This window comes from Thioclava sp. ES.031, assembly GCF_002563775.1.
Lineage (GTDB): Bacteria > Pseudomonadota > Alphaproteobacteria > Rhodobacterales > Rhodobacteraceae > Thioclava.
This window is the reverse complement of record NZ_PDJO01000001.1, coordinates 3980629-4002970: the sequence shown is the minus strand read 5'-3', so window position 1 is coordinate 4002970 and position 22342 is coordinate 3980629. Positions and strand designations below refer to the sequence as shown.

The following is a 22342-nucleotide window of genomic DNA, read 5'->3' as shown; positions in this document are numbered from 1 at the left end:
CGCTCCCTTACCAACGACGCTCGAATTTGCGGCGCAGGATGATGGCGATGATGTTCATGCCCAGAAGGAAGATCAGCAGAATGATGATACCTCCCCAGGCGCGTTCGTAAAATGCCGGGTCGGCGCGCTTGGCCCACTCGTAGATCTGCGCGGGCATGGCCGAGTTGGGCGAGACGAACCCGTCGAGGAACCCGTCCGGCGAGTTGGTCGCGATATAGCCCACCATCCCGATCAGCAGGAGCGGCGCGGTTTCGCCCAGAGCCTGCGCCAGACCGATGATCGTGCCGGTCAGGATGCCGGGCATGGCCAGCGGCAGAACGTGGTGGAAGACCGATTGCATCTTCGATGCGCCAACGCCGAGGGCGGCGTCGCGGATCGAAGGCGGCACGGCTTTCAGCGCGGCGCGGGTCGAGATGATGATCGTCGGCAGGGTCATCAGCGTCAGCACGAGGCCACCGACCAGCGGGGCCGATTGCGGCAGATGCGCGAACTGGATGAAGACCGCGAGGCCGAGGATACCGAAGACGATCGACGGCACGGCTGCGAGGTTCGAGATATTCACCTCGATCAGGTCGGTGAAGCGGTTCTTCGGCGCGAATTCTTCCAGATAGATCGAGGCGGCGACCCCGATCGGCAGGGCCAGCACTAGCACCACCAGCATCATGTAGAACGAGCCCAGCATCGAGATCCCGATCCCGGCCTGCTCGGCGCGGCTGTCGGAGGCGTCGGCGCCGAAGATGAAGGCCCAGTTGAAACCTTTATGGATGATGCCCGCGTCGCGAAGCTGATCGACGAGGTCGAGCTGCGCCACGGAGATGTTCTTGTCCTTGGCGATCTCGTCGCGATGCACGCGGCCCTTGAGGTAGCTGTCCACCCGCGACGAGGCGAGGATCTTGAAATCCACCGTCGTGCCGATGATCGACGGGTCGGCGAGCACCGTGTCGCGCACCTGGCTCGCAGCCGAGGCCGAGATCAGGTTCTTCATGTCCTTGGCTTTGCCCAGCTCGGTCGTCGCGCCGGATTTCTGCACGGCGTCGAGCAGAGCTTTCTCGATCAGCGGCTTATAGGTGAAGGTCGTCGCCTTCTTCAGATCCTCCGGATCGCGGTTGCCCTTCTTGTCGAGCTTCGCGGCGTCCAGATGGACCGGCACTTCGATGAAAGTCTGCTGAAACGCGGTCGCGCCGTTGGAGACGATCGTCACCAGCAGGATCACGAGGAAAGCGAGGCCGATGCCGATCGCCCCGATGCCGAGCGCCTTGAAGCGCTTCTCGGAGGCGTTGCGGCGTTTCGTGCGGGCATCGACATGATGCAGCGAACGCGTCGCGGGCTGGCTTGCGCCGTGTTGGGTCGCATCACTCATTCGTATTGCTCCCGGTATTTGCGCACGATGTAGAGCGCGAAGATGTTGAGCCCGAGCGTCAGGACGAACAGCGTCATGCCGAGCGCGAAGGCGACCAGCGCCTCGGGGGAGGCGAAATCGGCGTCACCGGTCAGCTGAGAGACGATCTTGGCGGTGACGGTGGTCATCGCGTCGAACGGGTTCATGCTGAGCCGCGCGGCGGCGCCTGCCCCCAGAACCACGATCATCGTCTCGCCAATGGCGCGCGAGGTTGCGAGAAGCACGGCGCCGACGATGCCGGGCAATGCTGCGGGCAGGATCACCTGCTTGATCGTTTCGGATTTCGTCGCGCCGAGGCCATAGGAGCCGTCGCGCAAGCTTTGCGGCACCGCGTTGATGATGTCGTCGGACAGCGAGGAGACGAAGGGGATCAGCATGATGCCCATTACCAGACCCGCGGTCATCACGGCCGTACCCGCATGCATCCAGCCACCATCGGCCATCGCAGCGGTCGGACCATTCGCGCCGAAGATCGACAGCAGGAACGGGCCCACGGTCAGTAGGGCGAAAAGGCCGTAAACGATGGTCGGGATGCCGGCGAGGACTTCGAGCAGCGGTTTCACGACGCCGCGCACTGATTTCGTCGCGTATTCCGACAGGTAGACGGCGGCGAACAGGCCGATCGGCACCGCCACGAGAAGCGCCACCAGCGAGATATAGAGCGTGCCCCACAGAAGCGGCAGAATGCCCAGCTCCGACCCGCCCCCGAAGCTCGGCGACCAAGTCGTGCCGAAGAAGAAGTCGGAGATCGGATAGAGGCGGAAGAACTCGACCGTGTTGAAGACCAGCGACAGAACGATGCCGATCGTCGTCAGGATCGCGATGGAGGCCGCAGCGATCAGCAGAACGCGCACGCCTTTCTCCACCGTGTTGCGGGCGCGGAAATCCTTGTTCGTGCGCAGGTAGGCGAAGGCAAAGCCCGCGATGGCTGCCAGCAGAACCAGTACCGTCATCGCGAGATCGGCCACCGAGGTCATGTCGCGATAGGTCTGCGCCGCGTTCAGCGTCGCCGGATCGACACTGGAGCCGAGCGCGACCCCGACCGAGCCGAGAATTTCGCGCAGGTCCATGGTTTGCAGATCGATATTCGCGGCTTGCCGTGCGCTCAGCGCGCCTTGGGCGATCGCGGTGTCGAGCCCGTCGGCGACGCGCCGGACATCGGACATCACGAGGCTCATGTTCGAGCCGTCGAGCAGCGCATCGGGGATCTCGGCGGAGACGCGGGCATTCACGATCAGCGGCTGCGCCACCATCCAGACCAGCAGCAGAAGAAGCGCCGGGACGGCGGTGAACATCGCGACGTTGAAGCCGTAGTAATTCGGCAGGCTGTGCAGAGACCGTCGGTCTTCGCCCGCTGAATTCAGCGCGCGCATACGGCCCATCACGAAGCCGATTGCCGCCAGCACGACCACGATCACAACGATCCACAAAACAGGCATTTCAGCCCCACCAGTTGAAAATAACCAAAAAGGAAAAAGGGGGCAGCGAAATAAGCCGCCCCCTGAAGATAGCGGTCTCGATTACGAGCCCGAACCCAAGGTCACTTCGTTCGCCACGGCGTCCTGGGTCTTGGCCAGTTCCGGGTCGGCAACGAGGCCGTACTGAGCGAGCGGGCCGTCGGGGCCAGCGATCTCGTCGGAGACGAAGAACTCAGCGTATTCCTTCAGGCCGGGGATCACGCCGATATGCGCTTTCTTGACGTAGAAGTAGAGCGGACGCGACACCGGGTACTCGCCCGAAGCGATGGTCTCGGTCGAGGGCTCGACGCCCGACATGGTCGCGACTTTCAGCTTGTCGGTGTTGTTCTCGTAGAACGCCAGACCGAAGACGCCGATGCCGTTCGGGTTCGAGCCGATGCGGGCGAGGGTCTCGGTGTAGTCGCCGTCGATGTCGACAGCCTTGCCGTCGGTGCGGACCGCCATGCAGGCGTCCTCGGCGTCGTCTTCCGACATGCCGCCGTCGACCATGGCCTGCATCGCGCCGGTGTCTTCGCAGCCCTGCAGCAGGACTTTCTCTTCGAAGACTTCACGGGTGCCGTGCTTGGTGCCCGGGATGAAGGCGATGATGTCGGCATCCGGCAGGTCCGAGTTGAACTCGTTCCACTTGCCGTAGGTGTTCTCGACGATCGAACCGTCCTTCAGGACCTTCGCGCCGAGCGCGTTGAAGATGTCCGAGGGGGTGAAAGCGTTGAAGGCCGGGCCGTCTTTTTGCGACGCAAAGACGATGCCGTCATAGCCGATGCGGACTTCCATGATGTCGGTGACGCCGTTGTCGGCGCAGGTCGCGACTTCTTTGTCCTTGATCTTGCGCGAAGCGTTCGCGACGTCGATCGTGTTTTCGCCAACGCCTTCGCAGAAGCGCTTCAGGCCAGCCGAGGAGCCGCCCGATTCCACGACCGGGGTCGGGTAATCGAAGTTTTCGCCGAAGGCTTCGGCGACGATGGAGGCGTAGGGCAGCACGGTCGAGGAACCGGCGACCTGGATGTTGTCACGCGCGAAAGCGGCGGTGCCCGAAGCGGCAACGATCGCGATCGCGGAGGCGGCGAGGTTGAACGATTTCATAGATCACTCCCAGTGTTCTGAAATTTGGGCCGTCGAGTGGCCTCAGCGCGGTCCTAGGGGTCTTCGATGACGCTTATGCAAACATTATGTAACAGCTATGTGACAATCTACGAGTCCGTGAAGGTTCGTGATCAGACCCGCGAAATCGCCTGTGCAATCAGGACGGGAACCTCACGATGGGCCCCGATCTCGGGTAAAAGGCGCCCCCGATAGCTAGCTGCTTGCAAGGCCTCAGGAATATCGCCTGTCACATGTCCTGCCCGCAGCGCGAAGAAGGGCAGACACACGCCATCCGGGTGCGCGCGGGCCACATCTTCGAGGAACGGAGGCTCTTCGATCAGGGCCACATGAATTTCCGGCATCGCTGGATTGCGGCCCAAGGTTTCGGCCATGTCGTAAACCGAATTGCGCGATTTCCGCGATATTTTCGACCCGTGCGCCACGAGAATCAGGGGCGAGTCGGTGGGGATGTCCTCCGAGGCGCGCGCTTCGAAGATCACTCTGGTCAGCAGATCGGGCAGCGCAGGATCGACGCCGAACGGCTCCAGCTGGCGCGCGTGCGAGCCCGCCGCTTCCAGCCGTCGGGGAAGTTCGGTCTTGGTAAACCAGCCCTGCGCCATGAAATAGGGATAGATCACCGGATCTTCGTGCCGCGCCAAGGCGGCCTCCAACGATCCCGGCTTTGCAAGGGTCGCGGCGTCTATCTTGCGGCCCGGCATCTCCTCCGAGACCTTATTGGCCAAGGAAAACAGAGCCTTCTCCTGAATTTCAGGCTCTGACGGGGATCCATGGGCGACGAGAATGACCGGCTGCATGCCCCTAGATTAGTGCGGCGGCGCCCTATGGCAATCACGCGTTTTCGGCGTGAGTTTCCCGTTAACGCCCTGAATTTTAGGAATATTGTCCGTAGATGCCATTTGCGCGACCGCATCTTTGCATATACGGATAAGACAGAGGCCAGGATGGCCAGACCCGAGATTTAGTTTCACGTGTGGTGCGTAGGGGTGCACGTGGGTGAAGGAGGGTTCTGGCTGGGGTGCCGGAACCCTCCTGTTTTATCTGGCTCAGGTCGGATCGGTCTCGCCCATCTCGCAGACGATCTTCCATTCCTCTTCGGTGACCGGCTGAACCGACAGCCGCATCGAGGTTACAAGCGACATCTCCGACAGGCGCGGCTCGCCTTTCACATCGGCCAGCGTCACCGGCTTGGTGAAGGGCCGCACTGCCTTGAGGTCCACGCAATCCCAGCGCGGATCGTCGGTGGTCGAATCCGGATGGCTCTCGGCCACGACCTCGCAGATCCCGACGACTTCCTTGCCGATATTCGAATGGTAGAACAGGCCGCGATCGCCGATCTTCATCTCGCGCATGTTGTTACGCGCGAGATAGTTGCGGATGCCGTCCCATTCCTCGCCCGCATCGCCCTTGGCGACCAGATCGTCCCAGGAAAACTTGTTGGGTTCCGATTTGAACAGCCAGTACCGCATCAGCCGATCACCTTTTTCCACGCTTTGACCTGCACATCCTCGAACAGCCCCGCCTTGGCATAGGGATCGTTCGCGGCCCAGTCCTGCGCGGCCTCGAGGCTGTCGACCTCCACGATCACGAGCGAGCCGACCATCTGGTCATTCTCGAGAAACGGGCCCGCCATGAATACCGCGCCGGTCTCCTCGATATAGGCGAGGTGCTTCTCGCGGTTGTCCATCCGGGTTTGCAGAGCGCCGGGCTTGTCGCGGCAGATCACGGCAAAATACATCTCATTCCTCCTTCAAGGGGCGGGCGAGCAGAGCCTGCATCGCCTCATCCACGCTGATTGACTGTTCGGTAAGCGCAAGAACCATCGCGGCGACCGGAATTTCCAACCCGCGCGCATGGGCCAGCTTGTTCAGGGCCTGCGCGGTCGCGGCGCCCTCGACGGTGATCGAGGGATCGAAGGCTTCGCCCGCGCCGATCGCGTGGCCCAGCCGGAAATTGCGCGATTGCGCCGAGGTGCAGGTCAGCACCAGATCGCCGAAGCCCGACAGGCCCGACAGCGTCTCGGGCCGGGCGCCCAATTCCATCGCGATCCGCAACATCTCTGCGAAACCGCGGGTCATCAGCGCGGCGCGCGCGGAATCGCCAAGCCCCGCGCCGATCACGGTGCCTGCGGCGATCGCGTAGACATTCTTCAGCGCGCCGCCGAGTTCCGCCCCGGTCGTGTCGGTCGTGCGATACAGCCGCAGCGTCGGTGTCGACAGCTCGGCCTGCAGCTCCTCGGAATGATCGGCGCAGGCAAGCGTCAGCGCGGTCGGAAGGCCGCGCGCGATATCGCCGGCAAAGCTCGGTCCGGTCAGCACGGCAGCCCGCGCGCCCGGCACTTTCGCGCGGATCAGGGCTGTCGGCCCCTGGCCGGTGGAGAGGTCGATCCCCTTGGAGCAGGAGACGAGGGTCTTGCCCGCAAGCGTGTCGGAATGCGTGTCGAGAAACCCGGCCATCTTCTGCATCGGCATCGCGAGAAGCAGCGTCTCAGCCTGAAGCGCATCTGCGATTTCCGCCGAAATAGTGACGTTTTCGGGCAGTTTGACACCCGGAAGGCGGCGTGCGTTCTCGCCGCTCCCGCGCATGGCCTGCACATGCTCGGCATCGCGCGCCCAAAGGGTCACCGGCCCGTTTTGCGACAGCGTCACCGCCATCGCCGTGCCGAAAGCGCCCGCGCCCAGGACCGAAATACTCATGCCTTGGCCCCCTTCTTTCCCGATCCAAGAAGCGGTGCGGCACTGCGATCCAGCGGCCAGCGGGGGCGGGCGGTCAGGTCCATCCCGTCTTGCGCGCCACTGCGGAACCGCTCGATCCCGGCCCACGCGATCATCGCTGCGTTATCGGTGCAAAGCTTCAAGGGCGGGGCCACGAATTCAGCGCCCATTTCCCGTGAAACAGTCTCTAATCCAGCCCGAATGGCCTGATTTGCCGCGACACCGCCTGCGACCGCGAAGCCGGGGTTGGCGGGTGCGAGTTTCAGGTACTCCGCCAAGGCGCGCCGCGACTTCTCGATCAGGACATCCGCAATCGCTTGCTGGAAACCCGCGCAAAGGTCGGCGCGGATCTGGCGCGGCAGCCCGCCATGCTCCGCCACCACCTGATCGCGGGCGCGCAGCAGCGCGGTCTTCAGCCCAGAGAAGGACATATCGCAGCCGGGCCGATCCAGCAGGGGACGCGGGAAAGCGAAAGCTTTGGGGTCGCCCTTGCGCGCCTCGGCCTCGACGGAGGGTCCGCCGGGTTGGGGCAGGGCCATCAGCTTCGCCGCCTTGTCGAAGGCCTCGCCCGGCGCGTCGTCGATCGTGCCGCCGAGCCGCGAGAAATCTTCCGGCCCTTTCGCGATCAGAAACTGGCAATGCCCGCCCGAGACCAGCAGCATCAGATAGGGAAATGTCAGCCCGTCGGTCAGGCGCGGGGTCAGCGCATGGCCCGCCAAGTGGTTAACGCCAACCAACGGCAAACCCGCCCCGGCGGCGAGACCCTTGGCGCACATCACGCCCGACATCACCCCGCCGATCAGCCCCGGACCCGCCGTCACCGCGATGCCATCCAGCGCGTCGAGCCCAAGCCCGGCCTCTTCCAGCGCCTCTTCGACGCAGAGATCGAGCTTCTCGGCATGCGCGCGCGCGGCGATTTCGGGGACCACGCCACCGAAGGCCGCATGCAGATCGGTCTGCCCGGCGACGACACTCGAGAGGATCTCCGGCTGGCCATCCGTCAGGCGCACGATCGCCGCTGCCGTATCGTCGCAGCTCGATTCCAGCCCGAGAAAGGTCAGCTTATCGGTCATCGGGGCGCCTGTTGCGTGGGTTATCCAACGCAGGTAACACCGGGGAAGCGTTCGCACAATCCCGGGGCGGTGGATGGACAGCCAGCCTGAGAGACCGATTCTCCTCGTCACGCGACCCGCCGTCGCGGCAGAAGGATTCGTCGAGGCATTTCGCAACAGGTTTGGGCATGATTGGCCCGTCGTGGTCTCTCCGCTCACGGAGATCGAGCCTCTAGACACGCCGATCCCCGAGTTTCAGACCGCAATCTTCACCTCGCAAAATGCCGTGGCCGCGTTCCGACGACTGGCTCAGGGACAGGGTCGCCGCGCCTATTGCGTGGGACAGCGCACGGCGCAGGCGGCACGCGAGGCCGGGTTCGATGCGATCGCCGGGCCGGGCGATGCGGAGACGTTGAGCGAAATGATCGCGCAGCGGGAGCTCGGCGGAAAACTGCTGTTTCTTAGGGGCGAGCAGGTCGCCTTCGATCTCGAAAATCGGCTGAATTCCGCCGGAATAGAGACTGAATCCGCGATCATTTACCGCCAAGTCTCACGCCCGTTGAGCGATGGGGCGCAGGCGGTTCTGCGCGCATCGCGCCCTGTGTTAGTGCCGATTTTCTCGCCAAACGCGGCGGATCGCTTCCTAAATTCTATGCCCGATGCGCCTAAGCCGCCGCTCTTTGTCGCAGCCATGAGCGAGGCAGTGGCGTCTCGCCTCAAAAGCGCTAGCTTGTGCCATCTGGAAGTTGCCTCGCATCCCGATGCGCAAGGGATGCTCGATGCGCTTGCCGTCTTGCTGCAAAGGCAAAAGGCGGGTTGAGCAGTCGCGGACTGACTTCTAAGTTGATGTGAACGCGCAATTTGGTGCGGCAGTGGAGGGCTTAGACGATGGCGAAACGGACAACCGGGAAATCTTCCGATACGAGCAAGCCGGAAGACGCGAAATCGACGACCGAGTCCGAGACCAAATCCGACGCAACCTCTTCGCAAACCCCGAAGGATAGCAAGGCCGCCACGACTCCCGAGGCGGCGGACAAGTCGAGCGAGGCCGCGTCCAGCAAGCCGGCTACGGCATCGAAATCTAGCACGCCCGCGAAGTCGTCCTCCACGTCTACGCCAGCGACCAAAGCGGATACCTCCAAGAGCGCGAGCGGGACCGCCAAGCCGACCTCCACGCCGGCAACCAAAGCGCAGACCCCTGCGAAGTCCGATGCGGCACCGAAGTCCGGTTCTGCGACTGCGAAGGCCGAGACGACCTCGACCCCGGCCACGACCAGTGCAAAACCGGAGGCCGAGCCGAAGAAAACGGCCGCAAGCGGCGCATCGGAAGATAAAGCGCAGGCCGCGAAGTCCGCGAGCGCCACGACCACCGACAAGACTCCGCCGAAAAGCGATACGACAAAGGCGAGCACCTCGCCCCAGCCGGTGATCGAAAAGCGCGGCGGGTTCGGGTCCGCTTTCCTGGGCGGTGTGATTGCTGCTTTGATCGGAGCGGGTGTCGCGATCTGGGCGATCCCGAATCTGCCGCCGCAGCTTGCGGGATTGCTGCCGACCGCGCCGGCCCCGGTGGACGAGGCGGCTATTCAAGCCAAACTCGATGACCAATCGAAGCAAATCGGCCAACTCTCCGAAGAGATCGCGACCCTGAAGTCGTCGCAGCCGCCTGCGCCGGACCTGTCTGGCGTGCAAAGCGCGCTCGATCAGGTCAATGCGGAGATCCGGGCGAATAAATCTGCGCTGGAAGATCTGAAAACGCAGATCGCGTCGCTGCAGACCGACACTGGCGGCAGCGCGGCGCAAGCCGAGATCGAAGCGGCCGCGAAAGCCGCCGAAGCCCGGATCAAAGAAGCCGAAGCGCAGGCGCAGAGCCTGAAATCGCAAAGCGAAGCTGCCGCCAAGGCGGCAATGACGCAGGCTGCGGCCGCGCGCGTGAAAGCGGCGCTGGATGCGGGCACTTCGCTCGATGCACCGCTGGCCGATCTGCGTGACGCGGGTGTCGAAATACCGGCGGCGCTCAGTGGCGACATTCCGAGCCTGCAGTCGCTGCAATCGAGCTTCCCGGATGCCGCGCGGGCAGCGCTTCAGGCGGCGCGCCGCACCGAGACGGGTGGCTCGATCAGCGATCGCGTCGGCGCCTTCCTTCTGGCTCAGACCGGGGCACGCTCGGTCGCGCCGAAAGAGGGCGATAGCGCGGATGCGGTTCTGTCGCGCGCGCAGGCCGGTGTCGACCGGGGGGCCTTGTCCGAGGCGCTCGACGAGATCGCGAAACTGCCCGACCCCGCGCAGGAGGCGATGTCCGACTGGGTGAACCAGGCGAAAGCAAGGGTGGCTGCGCTCGACGCGGCCAACCAGCTTGGCGCGACGCAATAAGGAGACAGACATGATCTGGTCATTCATCAAAATCGCGCTGTTTCTGATTGTCGTCGCCGCGGCGACCCTGGGCCTCGCGCATCTCGCCGAGATGACGGGCGGTCTGCGGATCACGACGCTCGGTATGGAATTCACCTTGGGGCCGCTGCAGGCGGTGATCGCGGCGATCATCCTCTTCATCGCGGTCTGGATCGTGATCCGGGTCGTCGGTCTGGTGGTCGCCTTCCTGCGCTTCCTCGCGGGCGACGAAACCGCGATTACCCGCTATTTCGACCGGCATCGTGAACGCAAAGGCTATCAGGCTCTGTCCGAAGGGCTGCTCGCAGCCGCATCCGGCGAGGGCAAGCTCGCCATGTCGAAAGCGGCGAAGGCCGAGCGCTATCTGCAACGCCCGGAGCTGACCAACCTTCTCACCGCGCAGGCGGCGGAAGCCTCGGGCGACTCGAAGAAAGCGACCGAAGTTTACAAACGGCTCCTTGCCGATGACCGCACGCGGTTCGTGGGGATTCGCGGGCTGCTGCGCCAGAAGCTCGAAGAGGGCGATACCGAAACGGCGCTGAAGCTCGCGCAGAAAGCCTATGCGATCAAGCCGCGTCACCGTGAAGTTCAGGATACGCTTCTGGGTCTGCAGACCGAAACGGGCGACTGGAAAGGCGCGCGGGAGATTTTGCAGGCGAAGATGCGTCAGGGCGAATTGCCGCGTGACGTCCATAAGCGCCGCGATGCTGTCCTCGCGCTGCAAGAGGCCAAGGGCGTCTGGCAGGAAGGCGCGAGCGTCGAGGCGCGCGAAGCCGCGATTTCGGCTGCCAAAGCGTCGCCCGATCTGGTGCCTGCCGTCGTGATGGCGGCGCGCGCCTATATCGACAAGGGCAAGAAAGGCGCGGCGGAACGCATCCTGCGCAAGGCTTGGGAAGTGCGGCCGCATCCGGATCTTGCGACCGCTTTCGCGGAGATTACCCCGGATGAGACGCCGGAAGCACGGCTGAAGCGATTCTCGAAGCTGCTTTCGAGCCGTCCCGATCATGAGGAAACCCGCCTTCTGAAAGCGGAACTGAACATCGCGGCCGAAGACTTCCCGGCGGCGCGCCGGGCGCTGGGCGATCTCGTCGAAACCCATCCGACGGCCCGGTCGCTGACGATCATGGCGGCGGTCGAGCGTGGCGAAGGGGCGGAGGATGTCGTCGTGCGCGGGTGGTTGGCCCGAGCCCTGACTGCGCCGCGCGGTCCGCAATGGTGCTGCGATAAATGTCAGAATATTCAGTCCGAATGGACGCCTATCTGCGACAATTGCGGTGGCTTCGACACGCTCAGCTGGCGCGAACCGCAACAGGCGCAGTCGCCGCTGCCGCATGGGGCGGAGATGCTGCCCTTGATCGTGGGCAAGCCGAGTGCCGAACCCTCGCCCAAGAAAGAGGATGAAGCCGAAGACGCCCCCATTCAGGACGCGGAAATCGTCGATCCGCCGAAGGAGGAAGGCGAGGCTGCAAGCGCATCGAAGGAGACGCAAAGCGGAACTGCGACAGCTTGATCATTTTGGGGCTACACATCCCCGAAAGAGCATGGTAATCGCCCGCCACAGTGCCGGTGTAGCTCAGCTGGTAGAGCACGTCATTCGTAATGATGGGGTCGTAGGTTCGAGTCCTATCACCGGCACCACTTCCTGAAAGTTCAGGCGCAGAGGCGGAACCGCAAGGTTCCGCTTCGCTTGTTTCAGGGCAGTCGTTCTCGAGGCTTCAGGTCAATTCACGACAAATTCGGCATGCAACGCGCCCGCAGCATTGATGCTCTTGAGGATGTCGATCATGTCGCGCGGGCTAACGCCGAGCGCGTTGAGCCCCGCGACCAATTCCGATAGCGAGCTGCCCTGTGGAACTTCGGCCATGCGAATGCCTGGCTCTTCTGTGAGAGTCGCCTGCGATCTGGGGACGACGACCGTATCTCCTTGCGAAAACGGGTTGGGTTGCACCACGAGGGGGCTTTCCTCGACTTTGAGGGTCAGGTTCCCCTGGCTGACGGCAACGCGCGAAATCCGCACGTCGCGCCCCATAACGATCGTGCCCGAACGCTGGTCGACCACGACCCGGGCACGTTGTTCCGGTTCGACACTGAGATTCTCCACCCGGCCGATCGCATGCGCGACCGAGCGCGCGCGGGTCTCGCGAATGTTCAAAGCGACAGTGCCGCCATCGAGCATTTCCGCGACGCGGCGCCCGTATTCGCGGTTAATGGCGGTTTCAATTCGGCTTGCAGTGGTGAAGTCGGGCGTGCGCAGCGCGAGGCGCACCGTATTGAGATCATTTATCTCGAATGCGATTTCGCGCTCGACGCGCGCGCCGGATGGAATATTTCCTGAGGTCGGCACGCCTTGAGTCACCGAAGCGGCGTTACCTTGTGCGACGGCGCCGCCAGCAATGATCGCGCCTTGCGCGACCGCATAGATCTCGCCATCTGCCGCTTTCAAAGGGGTCATTACGAGGGTGCCGCCAAGAAGGCTTTTGGCGTCACCAATCGCTGAGACTGTGATGTCGATCTGGCTTCCGGCGCGTGCGAAGGGTGGCAAGCTCGCCGTGATCATAACGGCGGCGACGTTCTTCGGTCGAAACTGTTCCCCGGTAACGTTAACGCCGAGCCGTTCGAGCATGTTCGACATGATCTCTTCGGTAAAGGGAGCGTTGCGCAACCCGTCGCCCGTGCCGTTCAATCCAACGACCAGACCATAGCCGACGAGATCATTCCCGCGCACTCCGTCGAATTCGACCAGATCCTTAATGCGGATCGGGGCGCAAAGAGCGATCTGCGGAAGTAAAACGAGGGCAACGAGTAACCAGCGCCACATCACATGTAATCCGTCATCGAGAGGTTCGAGAGCCGACTTGTCAGAAGATAGAGCGTCTCGATCTGGGAGCGTACGGCTTCAAGCGCGGTTGCCGAGTCGTACGGGTCGACGCCGATGAGTTTCGTCCGTGCAATTTCAAGGCTGGCGCGTTCGCTATCGTTCCGTGTCGCTGCCGAGGCGACTTTGCCTTCGAACGAACCGACTTCGGCAGCGAGTTCGACAGTTGCGAGAGATCCCGAGTGAATTCTCTCACCCGCTTCCTTCGCAAGCGCACTTCGCTCGGCCAGGTCTCCGTCAAACAAACCCCGGTGCAAAAGCGTGCCTATGGCGTAGCCCTTGATCGCATCTTTGACGCGTGGGTCATTTGCGGTGACATCGATCGCGGCGGTTTCGCCCTCTGCGATGTGGAATTTTCCCCTGGCTTCGCCACCTTGATAGGAGGTTGCGCTGAAACCGCTTGGGTCGGCGAACCACGTATCAAGGGTCGCGAGTACATCCGTCGCATTCGTGGCCCCTGAAATCTCCGCAGACAGGGACGTGATAATCGTTTCGGCATCGGACAGCGGGGTCGTATCTCCTTGATCGCCCGCAAATATGTAGCGTCCGACAGAATTCGTGTTGAGCGTCGCGATCAGCGCGTCGAACTTTTCGGCTGCCGACGCGACGGTCGCGTCGATCATGATCTTGCTGGAGGTGGTTGCGGCGGACATGAGGGCCGTACTGATGCCGTCGTCGAGGTTGCCGATCCGCTCGAGGCTGTGTTGCATCGCGTCTGCATATTGGCTCGCCTCGGTAGTGGCGAGGTCGAATGCGTCGAACAATCTCAGGCTCCGATCGATCGCGGAGAGCGCGCCGAAGTCGCCGGATACGGCGGCGCCGAGATCGGATTTTATGCCAGACGTCACTTCCTGGGTAAGGGTCGCCAATTTCGTATCCAGCGCTGCATTGTGGCGTCGCATCTGGAAATTCAGCGCCATGTCTCCAACAGAGAGATAGTTCATCTCAAATCTCCAGAAGCTGTTTGATCAGTGCGTCAACGGTTTGAATGACGCGTGCATTGGCGCTGTAAAGTTCTTCAATTTGCAGAAGTTTCTGCATTTCATGATCAGTATCGACGCCCTCAGCGAGGGACTGCTCTTTCAATGTGTCGTAGCGGGTCGTTGCATAGGTTTGAGTCGCCTCGTTGCTTTGGCGATCGCTCGTGACTTGGGACAAGAAGCTTGCGAAAAGCTCTGCACTTGAATGAAGCGACGGGCCGAAATTCCCGGACGCAGGTGCGGACGCGGTCGTTAACGCTGTGGCGAGTGCGAAAAGGTTATCTGCATTGCTCACGGGGCCAGGGGTAGATGCGCCGAACCCGTCACGCAGCAGCGAGAGCGAGCCGCCTTGTTCAGGGTCCGCGAGCGGGTTGATGACGATCCGACCGGCGAGGCCTGTTTCGTTGAGCGGATCGAGCGGGCCTCCGCCATCCGTAAAGAGACCGGCTGCGCCGCCACTGAGTGTTGGGTCGACCGCCGGGTCGCTGACCCTCTCGATCAGGTTGCGGGAGAGTGCGTCGATCTGAACCTGCAGTTTTGGAGCGAGGGTATCACGGATGGCGAAGAGGGCGCCAAGCGTGCCGCCGCCGAAGAACCCGTCATCGTCACTTGAGACGGCGTTTCCGTTGAGCGTGAGGCCTGAGAGAACCCCTCCGTCATGGGTCATGTCTGGCGTTATGATTCCGCGCGCCGTGAACCCGATCTCCACTGGATTGCCTTCGAGAAGGACGGCACCGCCTGTGGTGAAGAGTGCGATCTGATCGTTTTCGCGCGGGACTTGGCGGGTGGGAACGATGCTGGAGATCCGGTCGACCAGCGTTTGACGTTGGTCCTTGAGGGCATTGGTGTCATGGCCCGCGGCCTTTCCGGCCAGGATCGTTGCGTTGAGTTCATCGACCTGCGCGAGTGCGCTGTTCAGGGCATCGACCTGCGTCGCGATTTTCCGGTCTGCGTCCATCCGGCTGTCCTGCAATTCTGCGGAGAGCGTATTCAGGTGTCCGGTAACCTCGCGGGCGGCGCTCAGCACTGTGGACAGGCGGGCTTCGCTTTCTGGGCGGCTGCCAGCTTCGACGAGCGAGGCTTCGAACTCTGCGAATTTGGAGGATAGGGAGCTCGCATCCTCCGGCGTGCCGATGCGAGCTTCAAAGGTTGAAAGAAAGTCGCCGCGCAGCGATGCGTTTTGGGCCGCAGCATCGGAGAGGCGGAGATCGCTGCGGAGGGTTTCGTTGACGATGCGGTCGATGCTGAGCACGCGAACACCGGCACCTTGCTGGCCGACGACCTGCGCGCCGAGTGAAATCTCGCGCCGGGCGTAGCCGTCGGTGAGCGCGTTGGCGGTATTGGAGGCCACGACCTCGGCCATGCGAGAGGCTGCGGTGAGGCCCGACAAGGCATTGGATAGCGTTTGCGAGATTCCCATTGCGACCTCCCGTCGCCGATCCGATCAGGATCAGCGTTTGATATTGGTGGTTTCCTGCAGCATCTCGTCGACCGTCTGGATCACCTTGGCGTTGGACGAGTAGGCGCGCTGCGTCTGGATGAGATTGGTCAGCTCCTCTGCAACATCGACCGTCGAGCCTTCGCGAGCGTAGCCTTCGATCGACCCGGTCGGACCGTCACCGGCATTCCACAGGAAGAAAGAGCCGGAGTTCGAGGAGACTTCGAAAATCTGCTTGTCGAGCGCGATCAGACCGTTCTGATTGGGTACATCGACGAGGGGGATCTGATAGACGGTGCGGATGAACCCGGTGTCGTAGGTGGCTTTGATATAGCCATCCTCATCGATCTCGACGGCCGTGAGGTTGCCGACGGGTGAGCCATCCTTCGTGATCGAGGTCGGAGAGAAACTGTCGGAGAGCTGCGTCAACCCGTTGGTATCGCCAATCTTGCCGATGGTGACGCTTAGCGGACCGCCTGCGACGGAGAGATCGAGCGTTCCGGTCGAGGAATCATAGGTGCCGCCGGAGATGACACTGACCGAGGCGAGTGTGCCGCCGCTGCTACGGCTGTCGTCGAAGGTCAGGACGTAGCGCCCGATGACGCTTTCATCGGTCGCGGGGGTGCCCGGGTCATCGACCGTGGCACTGTCGCGAATGACCATGGACCACTCGTTCGAGGCGCCGCTGGCCGGAATCGTCGGTTCGAAGGTGATGTCCAGGGTTTCGGATGTTCCGAGATTTCCGAAATACTCGACAGAAAGCGGCAGCGTATCACCAGCCGAGCCGGCTTCGGTATCGGTCGCGGGCAGGTTGACCCCGAGATTGAGAGTCGTCGTGGGGTCGCCGGCTGTTTGGTTGGCGTTGATCACCACCGGTTCCATCCCCGACATCGTGTCGCGCGCGAAGGTCGGGATGGTGCCATCGGCGCTGGCGGGCCAGCCGAGCAGAACAAGCCCGGATTCGGTCATCAGGGTCCCGTCGACATCGGTGCGAAACGCACCCGTCGTAGTCATCTTCAAGGGCTCGTCGCCCGTGGAGTTATCGAGCGCCACGGCCGTCATGACGGGCAGCATGCCACGCCCGGAAACCGCGATGTCGAGCGCGTTCGAGGTGGAGACCAGCGAGCCTCTCTCTTCGATGAGGCGACTCGTGGAGGCACGGACGCCGCCAGCCGAATAGGAGCCGGTCTTCGCCGCCTGATTGATCACCATGCTTTCGAATTCGGTGACGGCGCGCTTGTAGCCGTATGTACCCGAATTCGCGATATTGTCCGAGATCGTGGCAAGACGTGTGGCATTCGCGGCCAAGCCGGCCACGCCCGCATTGAGCGAGGAAGAAATGGACATGGATGCGCCTTTCTGCTGCTGCGTCCGAAGTTCATTCCTACCTTTGCGCCCGGGTGTTTAAGATCGCCCTAACAGGTCCAGCTTTTTCGACCCGTGGTTACCGCTTCGCTAAGACGCGCCTTACCGGCCATTGCGCAGCACGATCACTTCGAGACGGTTGTTGCGCAGGTCCATCGCACGCTCGACCTTCGGTTTGCGATCGGCGAAGCCGCTGACGCGTTGCATCCGATCGGGGGGGAAGCCAGCCTCGTCCAGCAATGTCCGCATCGCTTGGGCGCGTGCGGCGGAGAGCTCCCAAACCGGGTCATGGGCCAGCATTTTCGGGTAGGATCTCGTGTAGCCGTTGATCGCGACGTTGTTCGAAACGATCGAGAAGACCCGCGTCAGGATTTTCGCCAGATCGGGGAGAACCGGCTGCGGCTTCGCGGTGTCGCCCACGAAAAGCGGGGCGTCGGGAAGGTCGGAGACCTCGATGATCAGACCCTCGTCGGTCACGCGGGTCACGATATGACGCGCGAGCTGCTCGCTCACCATCGACTCGCCGCCGACGCCCATCAGCGCTTGCTCGATCGCGCGGGCCATCTCGTTCAAACGGGCGGTATCGTTGTCTTGCTTGTCCTCGGCGGAGTTTTCGCCGCGGGCCTGACGCTCTTCGGTCGGGCGTTGCGAGACGGCACCGGTGCCGCTCTGTGCGATCTGGTCCTCGGAGAAGACGGAATCCCCGCCGAAAGCGCCTTCGCCGCCACCGGAGATGCGGTTGATCGGGATCGTCGGATTGAAGTAATCCGCGATGCCCTTGCGCTGTTTCTCGGTTGTCGCGTTCAGCAACCACATCAGCATGAAGAAGGCCATCATCGCAGTGACGAAATCGGCATAGGCCACTTTCCACGCCCCACCGTGGTGCCCGTCGCCCGCGACGACCTTCTTACGCTTGATGATGATTGGCGCCGCGTTTTCGCGGTTGCTCATTCCACCACCTCTTTTCACCCAGCTCCGGTATAGTGGGCGCGTGTTAACAGGCGATTGACGGATAAAATGCGCGCTACCCGCGTCTTCCCTTGTCGTGGCGCGGCCAATCGCTAGATTTGGCAGATGAATGGGCACCCGAACACAATGATAGCTGACCCGGCCGACCTGATTGCCTGTCCGCAATGCGACGCGCTCTATCGTGCGACGCATCTGCCCGATGGCAAGCGGGCGACCTGTGTTCGCTGTGGAACGGTGCTGATCTCGCCGCGCGAGAGGTCCTTTCTGCATGTCATCGCCTTCTCCTTCACCGGGATGATCCTGATGATCGGAGCGATCTTCTTTCCGTTCCTCGAGATTTCGACCCGCGGGCTGAGCCATGAGAGCTCTATCTTCGGGGTCGCGATGGCGTTTTCCGACGGCTGGATCGCGCCTCTGGCCTTCTTCGTGCTGTCGATGATCGTGGCGCTGCCGATCTTCCGCTTCGCTGCGCTGATCTACACGCTCTGGCCGCTCGCCAATGGCAAACCCGCCTGGAAACATGCCGCGACGATGTTCCGCCTCGCCGAGGAAAGCCAGCCCTGGGCGATGGCGGAGATCTTCATCATCGGCACGGCGGTGGCGCTGGTGAAACTTGGCGGTCTCGCCAAGGTGTCGCTCGGACCCGCCTTCTGGGCTTTCTGCGTTCTCATCATCGTGATCGCGCTCAAGAACTCCTTTGTCAGCAAATGGACGATATGGGACGCGATCGAACGAAAATGAATGTGCTGACCGCCACCGATGCCGGGTTGATCGGCTGCACCCGCTGCGGTCGGGTCTGGACCCCGGATCATGCGCATTGCGAACGCTGCGGCGCGACGCTGCACAAGGTCGACAAGAGCGGGCTGCAGCGCGTCTGGGCGTGGTGGATCGCGGGGCTGATCTTCTACATTCCCGCCAATCTCTACCCGATGCTGGTCACGGCGACGCTGGGCCATGAGCAGAAAAACACCATCGTCGGCGGCGCGATCGAACTGTGGCGGCATCACAATTACGGCGTGGCGCTGATCATCTTCGGCGCCTCGGTGATGATCCCGATCGGGAAATTCATCGCTATCGCCTATCTCGCCCTCGCGGTCGGAAACGAGCGCCGCAAAGGCGGCCATCCGCACCTGCATCTCTACGAGGTGGTGGAATTCATCGGCCGCTGGTCGATGATCGACGTCTTTGTAGTCGCGATCCTCTCCGCACTGGTGCAGCTTGGCTTCGTGGCCTCGATCCATCCCGGCCCTGCCGCCGCGTCTTTCGCCCTCTCGGTTGCATTCACGATGCTATCCGCCCAAAGCTTCGACCCGCGCCTGATCTGGCGCGGCCCTGACAGAGTGAGTTCATGAACGACACCCCCGAGACCGGCCCGGCCGAGCTGGAAACCTCCAACGCTCCGCGCCCGATCTGGACGCGGCTTTCCGTCGTCTGGATCGTGCCGCTGATTGCCTTGCTGATCACGCTCGGCGTCGCATGGAAGACGGTCTCGGATCGCGGGATGCTCATCCACATCAACTTCAAGGATGCGACCGGGGTCGAGATCGGCACGCCGCTCAAGTTCCGCGATGTCGATGTCGGCAAGGTCGAGAGCGTCTCTTTTACCCCCGATCTGGAGCAGGTGCAGCTCGGCGTGCGCATCGACAACGAGGTTGCGCCGTTCGTCGATCAGGATGCGAAATTCTGGCTGGTCCGCCCCGAAGTGTCGGCGCGTGGTATTCAGAACCTCGGGACGGTGCTGTCGGGCACCTATATCGAGGGCTTCTGGAACAATAAGCCCAACGGCGAGCAGAGCATGTTTCAGGGTCTCGACAAGCCGCCGATCTCCCCCGATCCGAGCAAGGGCACCATTATCGAGCTGAGCGCGAAAGATGCGGGCGGGATCGTCGATGGGGCGCCGGTGCTCTATCGCGGGCTGACGGTGGGCCATCTGCAGAACCTGCGGCTCGACGATGACGGGTCCGGCGTGATCGTGGATGCCTTCGTCGAAGCCCCGTATAACAAACAGCTGACGACGCAGACCCGGTTCTGGGACACGTCGGGCTTCTCCGTGAAATTCGACACCTCCGGTCTCAGCCTCGACGTGCGCTCGCTCGCGACGCTGGTGCAGGGCGGGGTGGAATTCGACACGTTCACCAGCGGCGGCGGGATCGTCGAGAATGAACACGCCTTCCGCCTCTACGACGGCAAGGACACGGCGGAAAACTCGGTCTTCCAGTCCGATGTGGTCGACCCGCCGAAATACACGCTGCTGTTCGATGATCCCGTGCAGGGGCTCGAAGTCGGCTCGAAAGTGCAGTTCCGGGGCGTCGAGGCGGGTGAGGTTACCGCGCTTGCGATCAAAATCCGCAAGGACAGCACCGGTCAGAGCTACGCGCAGCAACAGCTGACCATCGCGCTGTCGCCGGATCGGCTCGGCCTGTCCCGCGATGCCGGGGAAGAGGCCGTGACCCAGTTCCTGCAGGGCGAGATTCAAAGTGGGCTGAGAGCGCGGATCGCCAATATCGGGCTTCTGGGCGGAACGACGGTGATCGAACTGACCGATGTGCCCGATCTGCCGGACGCCGAGATGAATCTCGACGCCAAACCCTATCCGACGATTCCGACCGCGCCTGCGGCGGAGAACGATCTCTCGAAATCGGCGCAGGGCGTCTTCAAGCGGATCGAAGGGCTGCCGATCGAGGAGGTGATGAACTCCGCGATCCGCACGCTGGACTCGATCTCCGCCGTGGCCGAGAGCGAGGAGACGCGAAAAGTGCCGGGCGAGTTGTCCGGTCTGCTGGAGCAGCTCAAGACCTTCACGACCGAGCTGAACAACAAGGATGCCGCCGACAAGACGGTGTCTGCGCTCGACCGGGTGACGGAAGCGGCGTCCTCCGTGCTCGAGGAAATCTCGGGTCTCGACGAGACGCTCTCTTCCGCAGATCGCGCCGCGACGGCCATCGCAGATATGCCGCTCAAGGATGTGGGCGATAAACTCGACACGATCCTCGCCAGTATCGACCAGCTTCTGAACAAGCCCGGCACGCAGGACCTGCCGCAATCGCTCAACGACACGCTCGAGCAGACCGCGGCGATCCTGACCCAGCTGAAGGAGGCGAATGCTGCCGACAAGCTGAACCAGACGCTCGATGCGGCGCAGAGCGCGGCGGATTCGGTGTCGAAAGCCTCCGACCAGCTGCCGGAACTGACGCAGAAGCTGCAATCGCTCGTCGATCAGGCGCAGGCACTGGTGGCGACCTATGGGCGCGGTTCCAACTTCTCGAACGAAACCCTCAATACGCTACGCGAACTGCGTCGGGCGATCTCGAATATCGGCTCGCTCGCGCGTATGATCGAACGCAATCCGCAGTCCTTTATTCTGGGCCGCTGACAGGAGATGACGATGAAAGCTCTGAGCCTGATCCCGCTATGCCTCCTGGGCCTCGCCGCCTGTTCCGATCCCGAGAGTATCGCGCGCTACCCGATCGACCCGCCCACCGCCGAGAAGGCGCTGCCGAACCGGCTGGGCCGGGCGGAACTGCGCGAGGTGTCGCTGCCGCAATATGCGGGCGGGCAGGAGATCGCGTTCCAGACAGAGGACGGGGCGCTGCGGTCGAACCCGGACAATCTCTGGGCGGATGATCCGGCGCGGTCGGTGACGCTGGCGCTGGCGCGGCAAATCTCGTCCCTTTCCGGCGCGACGGTGATCTCCGAGCCGTGGCCGCTCGCCGATCCGCCCACGCGCAAGATCGAGGTGCGGATCGAGCAGATGCTGCCCGGCGCCGATGGGCAGCTGCATGTCGCGGGGGTCTATTTCGTGACGGCGAGTGGCTTTGAGAGCAGCGGCGACACAGTGCGGCGGTTCGATTTCACGGTGCCGATGGGCTCTCAGGATCCTCAAGCGCAAGCGATCGCCAAGGCGAATAGCACTGCGGTGACGATGCTCGCGCGGCAGATCGCTCAGCTGCGCTGATACGTCGAGAGTTCGATCAGCTGCGCTGATCGGGAACGAAGCGCCCGAACTGGCCGCCCGCGAAAAGCAGCGGATCGGTCCCGGCGCCTTTCACGAAGCGGGTGACGCGACCAATGATGATCGTGTGATCACCGCCGTCATGGCGCGCCTCGGTCGTGCATTCGAACCGGGCGAGCGTGTCGTCGATCAGCGGAACGCCCGCCGCGTTCAGCCGGTAGGATAGGCCGTCGAACCCATCGCCGCGCTTCGTGAACCGCTTTGCCAGCGCCTCCTGATCGTAGCGCAGCACATGCACCGCGAAGGCGGGCGTTGCCGTGAAATGCGCATGTCGGAACGAGGAGCGCGCCGCCGACCACAGGATCAGGGCCGGATCGAGCGAGACCGAGGCGAAGCTGTTCACCGTCATCCCGACAGACTCTGCCGCGTCTTCATGCGCGCAGGCGGTCACCACGGTCACGCCGGTCGCGAATTGCGCGAGCGCATCGCGCAAAAGCCGCGTATTCGCCGGGTCGGGCTGGTGGCCGTGGCCGTCGCTCTCGGCGCGGCCCATTGCGGCTTCGATATCGTCGCTTTCGCGCATCGGCTCTCCTTTGCGCTCACACATAATCGTGCAGGCGGGGAGAGCAAG

Annotated in this window: 22 protein-coding genes and 1 tRNA gene; 8 read left to right on the top strand and 15 right to left on the bottom strand. The window is 62.9% G+C overall.

Going from position 1 to position 22342, the window contains the following annotated elements:
* Positions 1–7: 7 nt before the first annotated feature.
* The 8 genes from pstA to tsaD all read right to left on the bottom strand — a co-directional run bounded on the left by pstA (position 8) and on the right by tsaD (position 7765).
* Positions 8–1360, bottom strand: a complete 1353-nt coding sequence (gene pstA, locus AXZ77_RS19135; RefSeq protein WP_098412373.1) for a phosphate ABC transporter permease PstA — start codon at positions 1358–1360, stop codon at positions 8–10.
* Positions 1357–2838, bottom strand: coding sequence for a phosphate ABC transporter permease subunit PstC (gene pstC, locus AXZ77_RS19130; RefSeq protein ID WP_098412372.1), 1482 nt, complete (start codon positions 2836–2838; stop codon positions 1357–1359). The genes pstA and pstC overlap by 4 nt, the downstream gene beginning before the upstream one ends.
* Before the next feature lie 81 nt (positions 2839–2919).
* On the bottom strand, positions 2920–3960 hold the full coding sequence (locus AXZ77_RS19125) for a PstS family phosphate ABC transporter substrate-binding protein (protein ID WP_098412371.1): 1041 nt from the start codon (positions 3958–3960) through the stop codon (positions 2920–2922).
* Between the two features lie 131 nt (positions 3961–4091).
* Positions 4092–4775: a sirohydrochlorin chelatase gene (locus AXZ77_RS19120; protein WP_098412370.1), complete on the bottom strand. Its 684-nt coding sequence runs from the start codon at positions 4773–4775 to the stop codon at positions 4092–4094.
* Positions 4776–5024: 249 nt separating this feature from the next.
* Positions 5025–5447: an EVE domain-containing protein gene (locus tag AXZ77_RS19115; protein ID WP_078522684.1), complete on the bottom strand. Its 423-nt coding sequence runs from the start codon at positions 5445–5447 to the stop codon at positions 5025–5027.
* Positions 5447–5716, bottom strand: coding sequence for a YciI family protein (locus AXZ77_RS19110; RefSeq protein WP_098412369.1), 270 nt, complete (start codon positions 5714–5716; stop codon positions 5447–5449). The genes AXZ77_RS19115 and AXZ77_RS19110 overlap by 1 nt, the downstream gene beginning before the upstream one ends.
* Position 5717: 1 nt before the next feature.
* Positions 5718–6674, bottom strand: a complete 957-nt coding sequence (locus AXZ77_RS19105) for an NAD(P)H-dependent glycerol-3-phosphate dehydrogenase (protein ID WP_098412368.1) — start codon at positions 6672–6674, stop codon at positions 5718–5720.
* Positions 6671–7765 carry a tRNA (adenosine(37)-N6)-threonylcarbamoyltransferase complex transferase subunit TsaD gene (gene tsaD / locus AXZ77_RS19100; RefSeq protein ID WP_098412367.1) on the bottom strand — a complete coding sequence of 365 codons (1095 nt, stop codon included), beginning with the start codon at positions 7763–7765 and terminating at the stop codon, positions 6671–6673. Before tsaD ends, AXZ77_RS19105 begins: the two co-directional genes overlap by 4 nt.
* Positions 7766–7838: 73 nt before the next feature.
* Here tsaD and AXZ77_RS19095 point away from each other — a divergent pair, with 73 nt between their 5' ends.
* Complete coding sequence (locus tag AXZ77_RS19095) at positions 7839–8564, top strand: uroporphyrinogen-III synthase (RefSeq protein ID WP_098412366.1); 726 nt, start codon at positions 7839–7841, stop codon at positions 8562–8564.
* A gap of 61 nt (positions 8565–8625) precedes the next feature.
* On the opposite strand, the gene AXZ77_RS19090 is transcribed toward AXZ77_RS19095, so the two are convergent.
* The gene (locus tag AXZ77_RS19090) at positions 8626–9120 is read right to left on the bottom strand and encodes a hypothetical protein (RefSeq protein ID WP_141536307.1); all 495 of its coding nucleotides are present in this window, start codon (positions 9118–9120) and stop codon (positions 8626–8628) included.
* Positions 9121–9226: 106 nt separating this feature from the next.
* Between AXZ77_RS19090 and AXZ77_RS19085 the strand changes: the two genes are divergently transcribed.
* The 3 genes from AXZ77_RS19085 to AXZ77_RS19075 all read left to right on the top strand — a co-directional run bounded on the left by AXZ77_RS19085 (position 9227) and on the right by AXZ77_RS19075 (position 11770).
* A complete protein-coding gene (locus AXZ77_RS19085; RefSeq protein ID WP_141536306.1) occupies positions 9227–10114 on the top strand; it encodes a COG4223 family protein in 888 nt (295 codons plus the stop codon).
* A gap of 10 nt (positions 10115–10124) precedes the next feature.
* On the top strand, positions 10125–11642 hold the full coding sequence (locus AXZ77_RS19080; RefSeq protein WP_098412363.1) for a heme biosynthesis protein HemY: 1518 nt from the start codon (positions 10125–10127) through the stop codon (positions 11640–11642).
* Positions 11643–11694: 52 nt separating this feature from the next.
* Positions 11695–11770, top strand: a tRNA-Thr gene (locus AXZ77_RS19075).
* An 82-nt stretch (positions 11771–11852) separates the two neighbouring features.
* Here the strand turns inward: AXZ77_RS19075 and AXZ77_RS19070 are convergent.
* The 5 genes from AXZ77_RS19070 to AXZ77_RS19050 form a co-directional block, all read right to left on the bottom strand.
* The gene (locus AXZ77_RS19070) at positions 11853–12950 is read right to left on the bottom strand and encodes a flagellar basal body P-ring protein FlgI (RefSeq protein ID WP_098412362.1); all 1098 of its coding nucleotides are present in this window, start codon (positions 12948–12950) and stop codon (positions 11853–11855) included.
* A complete protein-coding gene (locus tag AXZ77_RS19065; RefSeq protein WP_098412361.1) occupies positions 12950–13951 on the bottom strand; it encodes a flagellin in 1002 nt (333 codons plus the stop codon). Before AXZ77_RS19065 ends, AXZ77_RS19070 begins: the two co-directional genes overlap by 1 nt.
* A gap of 1 nt (position 13952) precedes the next feature.
* Positions 13953–15407 carry a flagellar hook-associated protein FlgK gene (gene flgK / locus AXZ77_RS19060; protein ID WP_098412360.1) on the bottom strand — a complete coding sequence of 485 codons (1455 nt, stop codon included), beginning with the start codon at positions 15405–15407 and terminating at the stop codon, positions 13953–13955.
* A gap of 30 nt (positions 15408–15437) precedes the next feature.
* The gene (locus AXZ77_RS19055; protein ID WP_098412359.1) at positions 15438–16772 is read right to left on the bottom strand and encodes a flagellar hook protein FlgE; all 1335 of its coding nucleotides are present in this window, start codon (positions 16770–16772) and stop codon (positions 15438–15440) included.
* A 120-nt stretch (positions 16773–16892) separates the two neighbouring features.
* Complete coding sequence (locus AXZ77_RS19050; RefSeq protein ID WP_098412358.1) at positions 16893–17741, bottom strand: flagellar motor protein MotB; 849 nt, start codon at positions 17739–17741, stop codon at positions 16893–16895.
* 144 nt (positions 17742–17885) lie between these two features.
* Between AXZ77_RS19050 and AXZ77_RS19045 the strand changes: the two genes are divergently transcribed.
* The 4 genes from AXZ77_RS19045 to AXZ77_RS19030 are packed head-to-tail and all read left to right on the top strand — an operon-like array spanning position 17886 to position 21714.
* Positions 17886–18500: a paraquat-inducible protein A gene (locus tag AXZ77_RS19045; RefSeq protein WP_246831995.1), complete on the top strand. Its 615-nt coding sequence runs from the start codon at positions 17886–17888 to the stop codon at positions 18498–18500.
* Positions 18497–19111 carry a paraquat-inducible protein A gene (locus AXZ77_RS19040; protein WP_255266549.1) on the top strand — a complete coding sequence of 205 codons (615 nt, stop codon included), beginning with the start codon at positions 18497–18499 and terminating at the stop codon, positions 19109–19111. Before AXZ77_RS19045 ends, AXZ77_RS19040 begins: the two co-directional genes overlap by 4 nt.
* Positions 19108–21132 carry an MlaD family protein gene (locus AXZ77_RS19035; protein WP_098412356.1) on the top strand — a complete coding sequence of 675 codons (2025 nt, stop codon included), beginning with the start codon at positions 19108–19110 and terminating at the stop codon, positions 21130–21132. The genes AXZ77_RS19040 and AXZ77_RS19035 overlap by 4 nt, the downstream gene beginning before the upstream one ends.
* A 12-nt stretch (positions 21133–21144) precedes the next feature.
* Positions 21145–21714 (top strand): membrane integrity-associated transporter subunit PqiC, encoded by a 570-nt coding sequence (locus AXZ77_RS19030; RefSeq protein ID WP_176536083.1) that lies wholly within the window; start codon positions 21145–21147, stop codon positions 21712–21714.
* A 16-nt stretch (positions 21715–21730) separates the two neighbouring features.
* Here the strand turns inward: AXZ77_RS19030 and AXZ77_RS19025 are convergent, their stop codons facing one another.
* On the bottom strand, positions 21731–22264 hold the full coding sequence (locus tag AXZ77_RS19025) for a flavin reductase family protein (protein ID WP_255266566.1): 534 nt from the start codon (positions 22262–22264) through the stop codon (positions 21731–21733).
* Positions 22265–22342 lie beyond the last annotated feature (78 nt).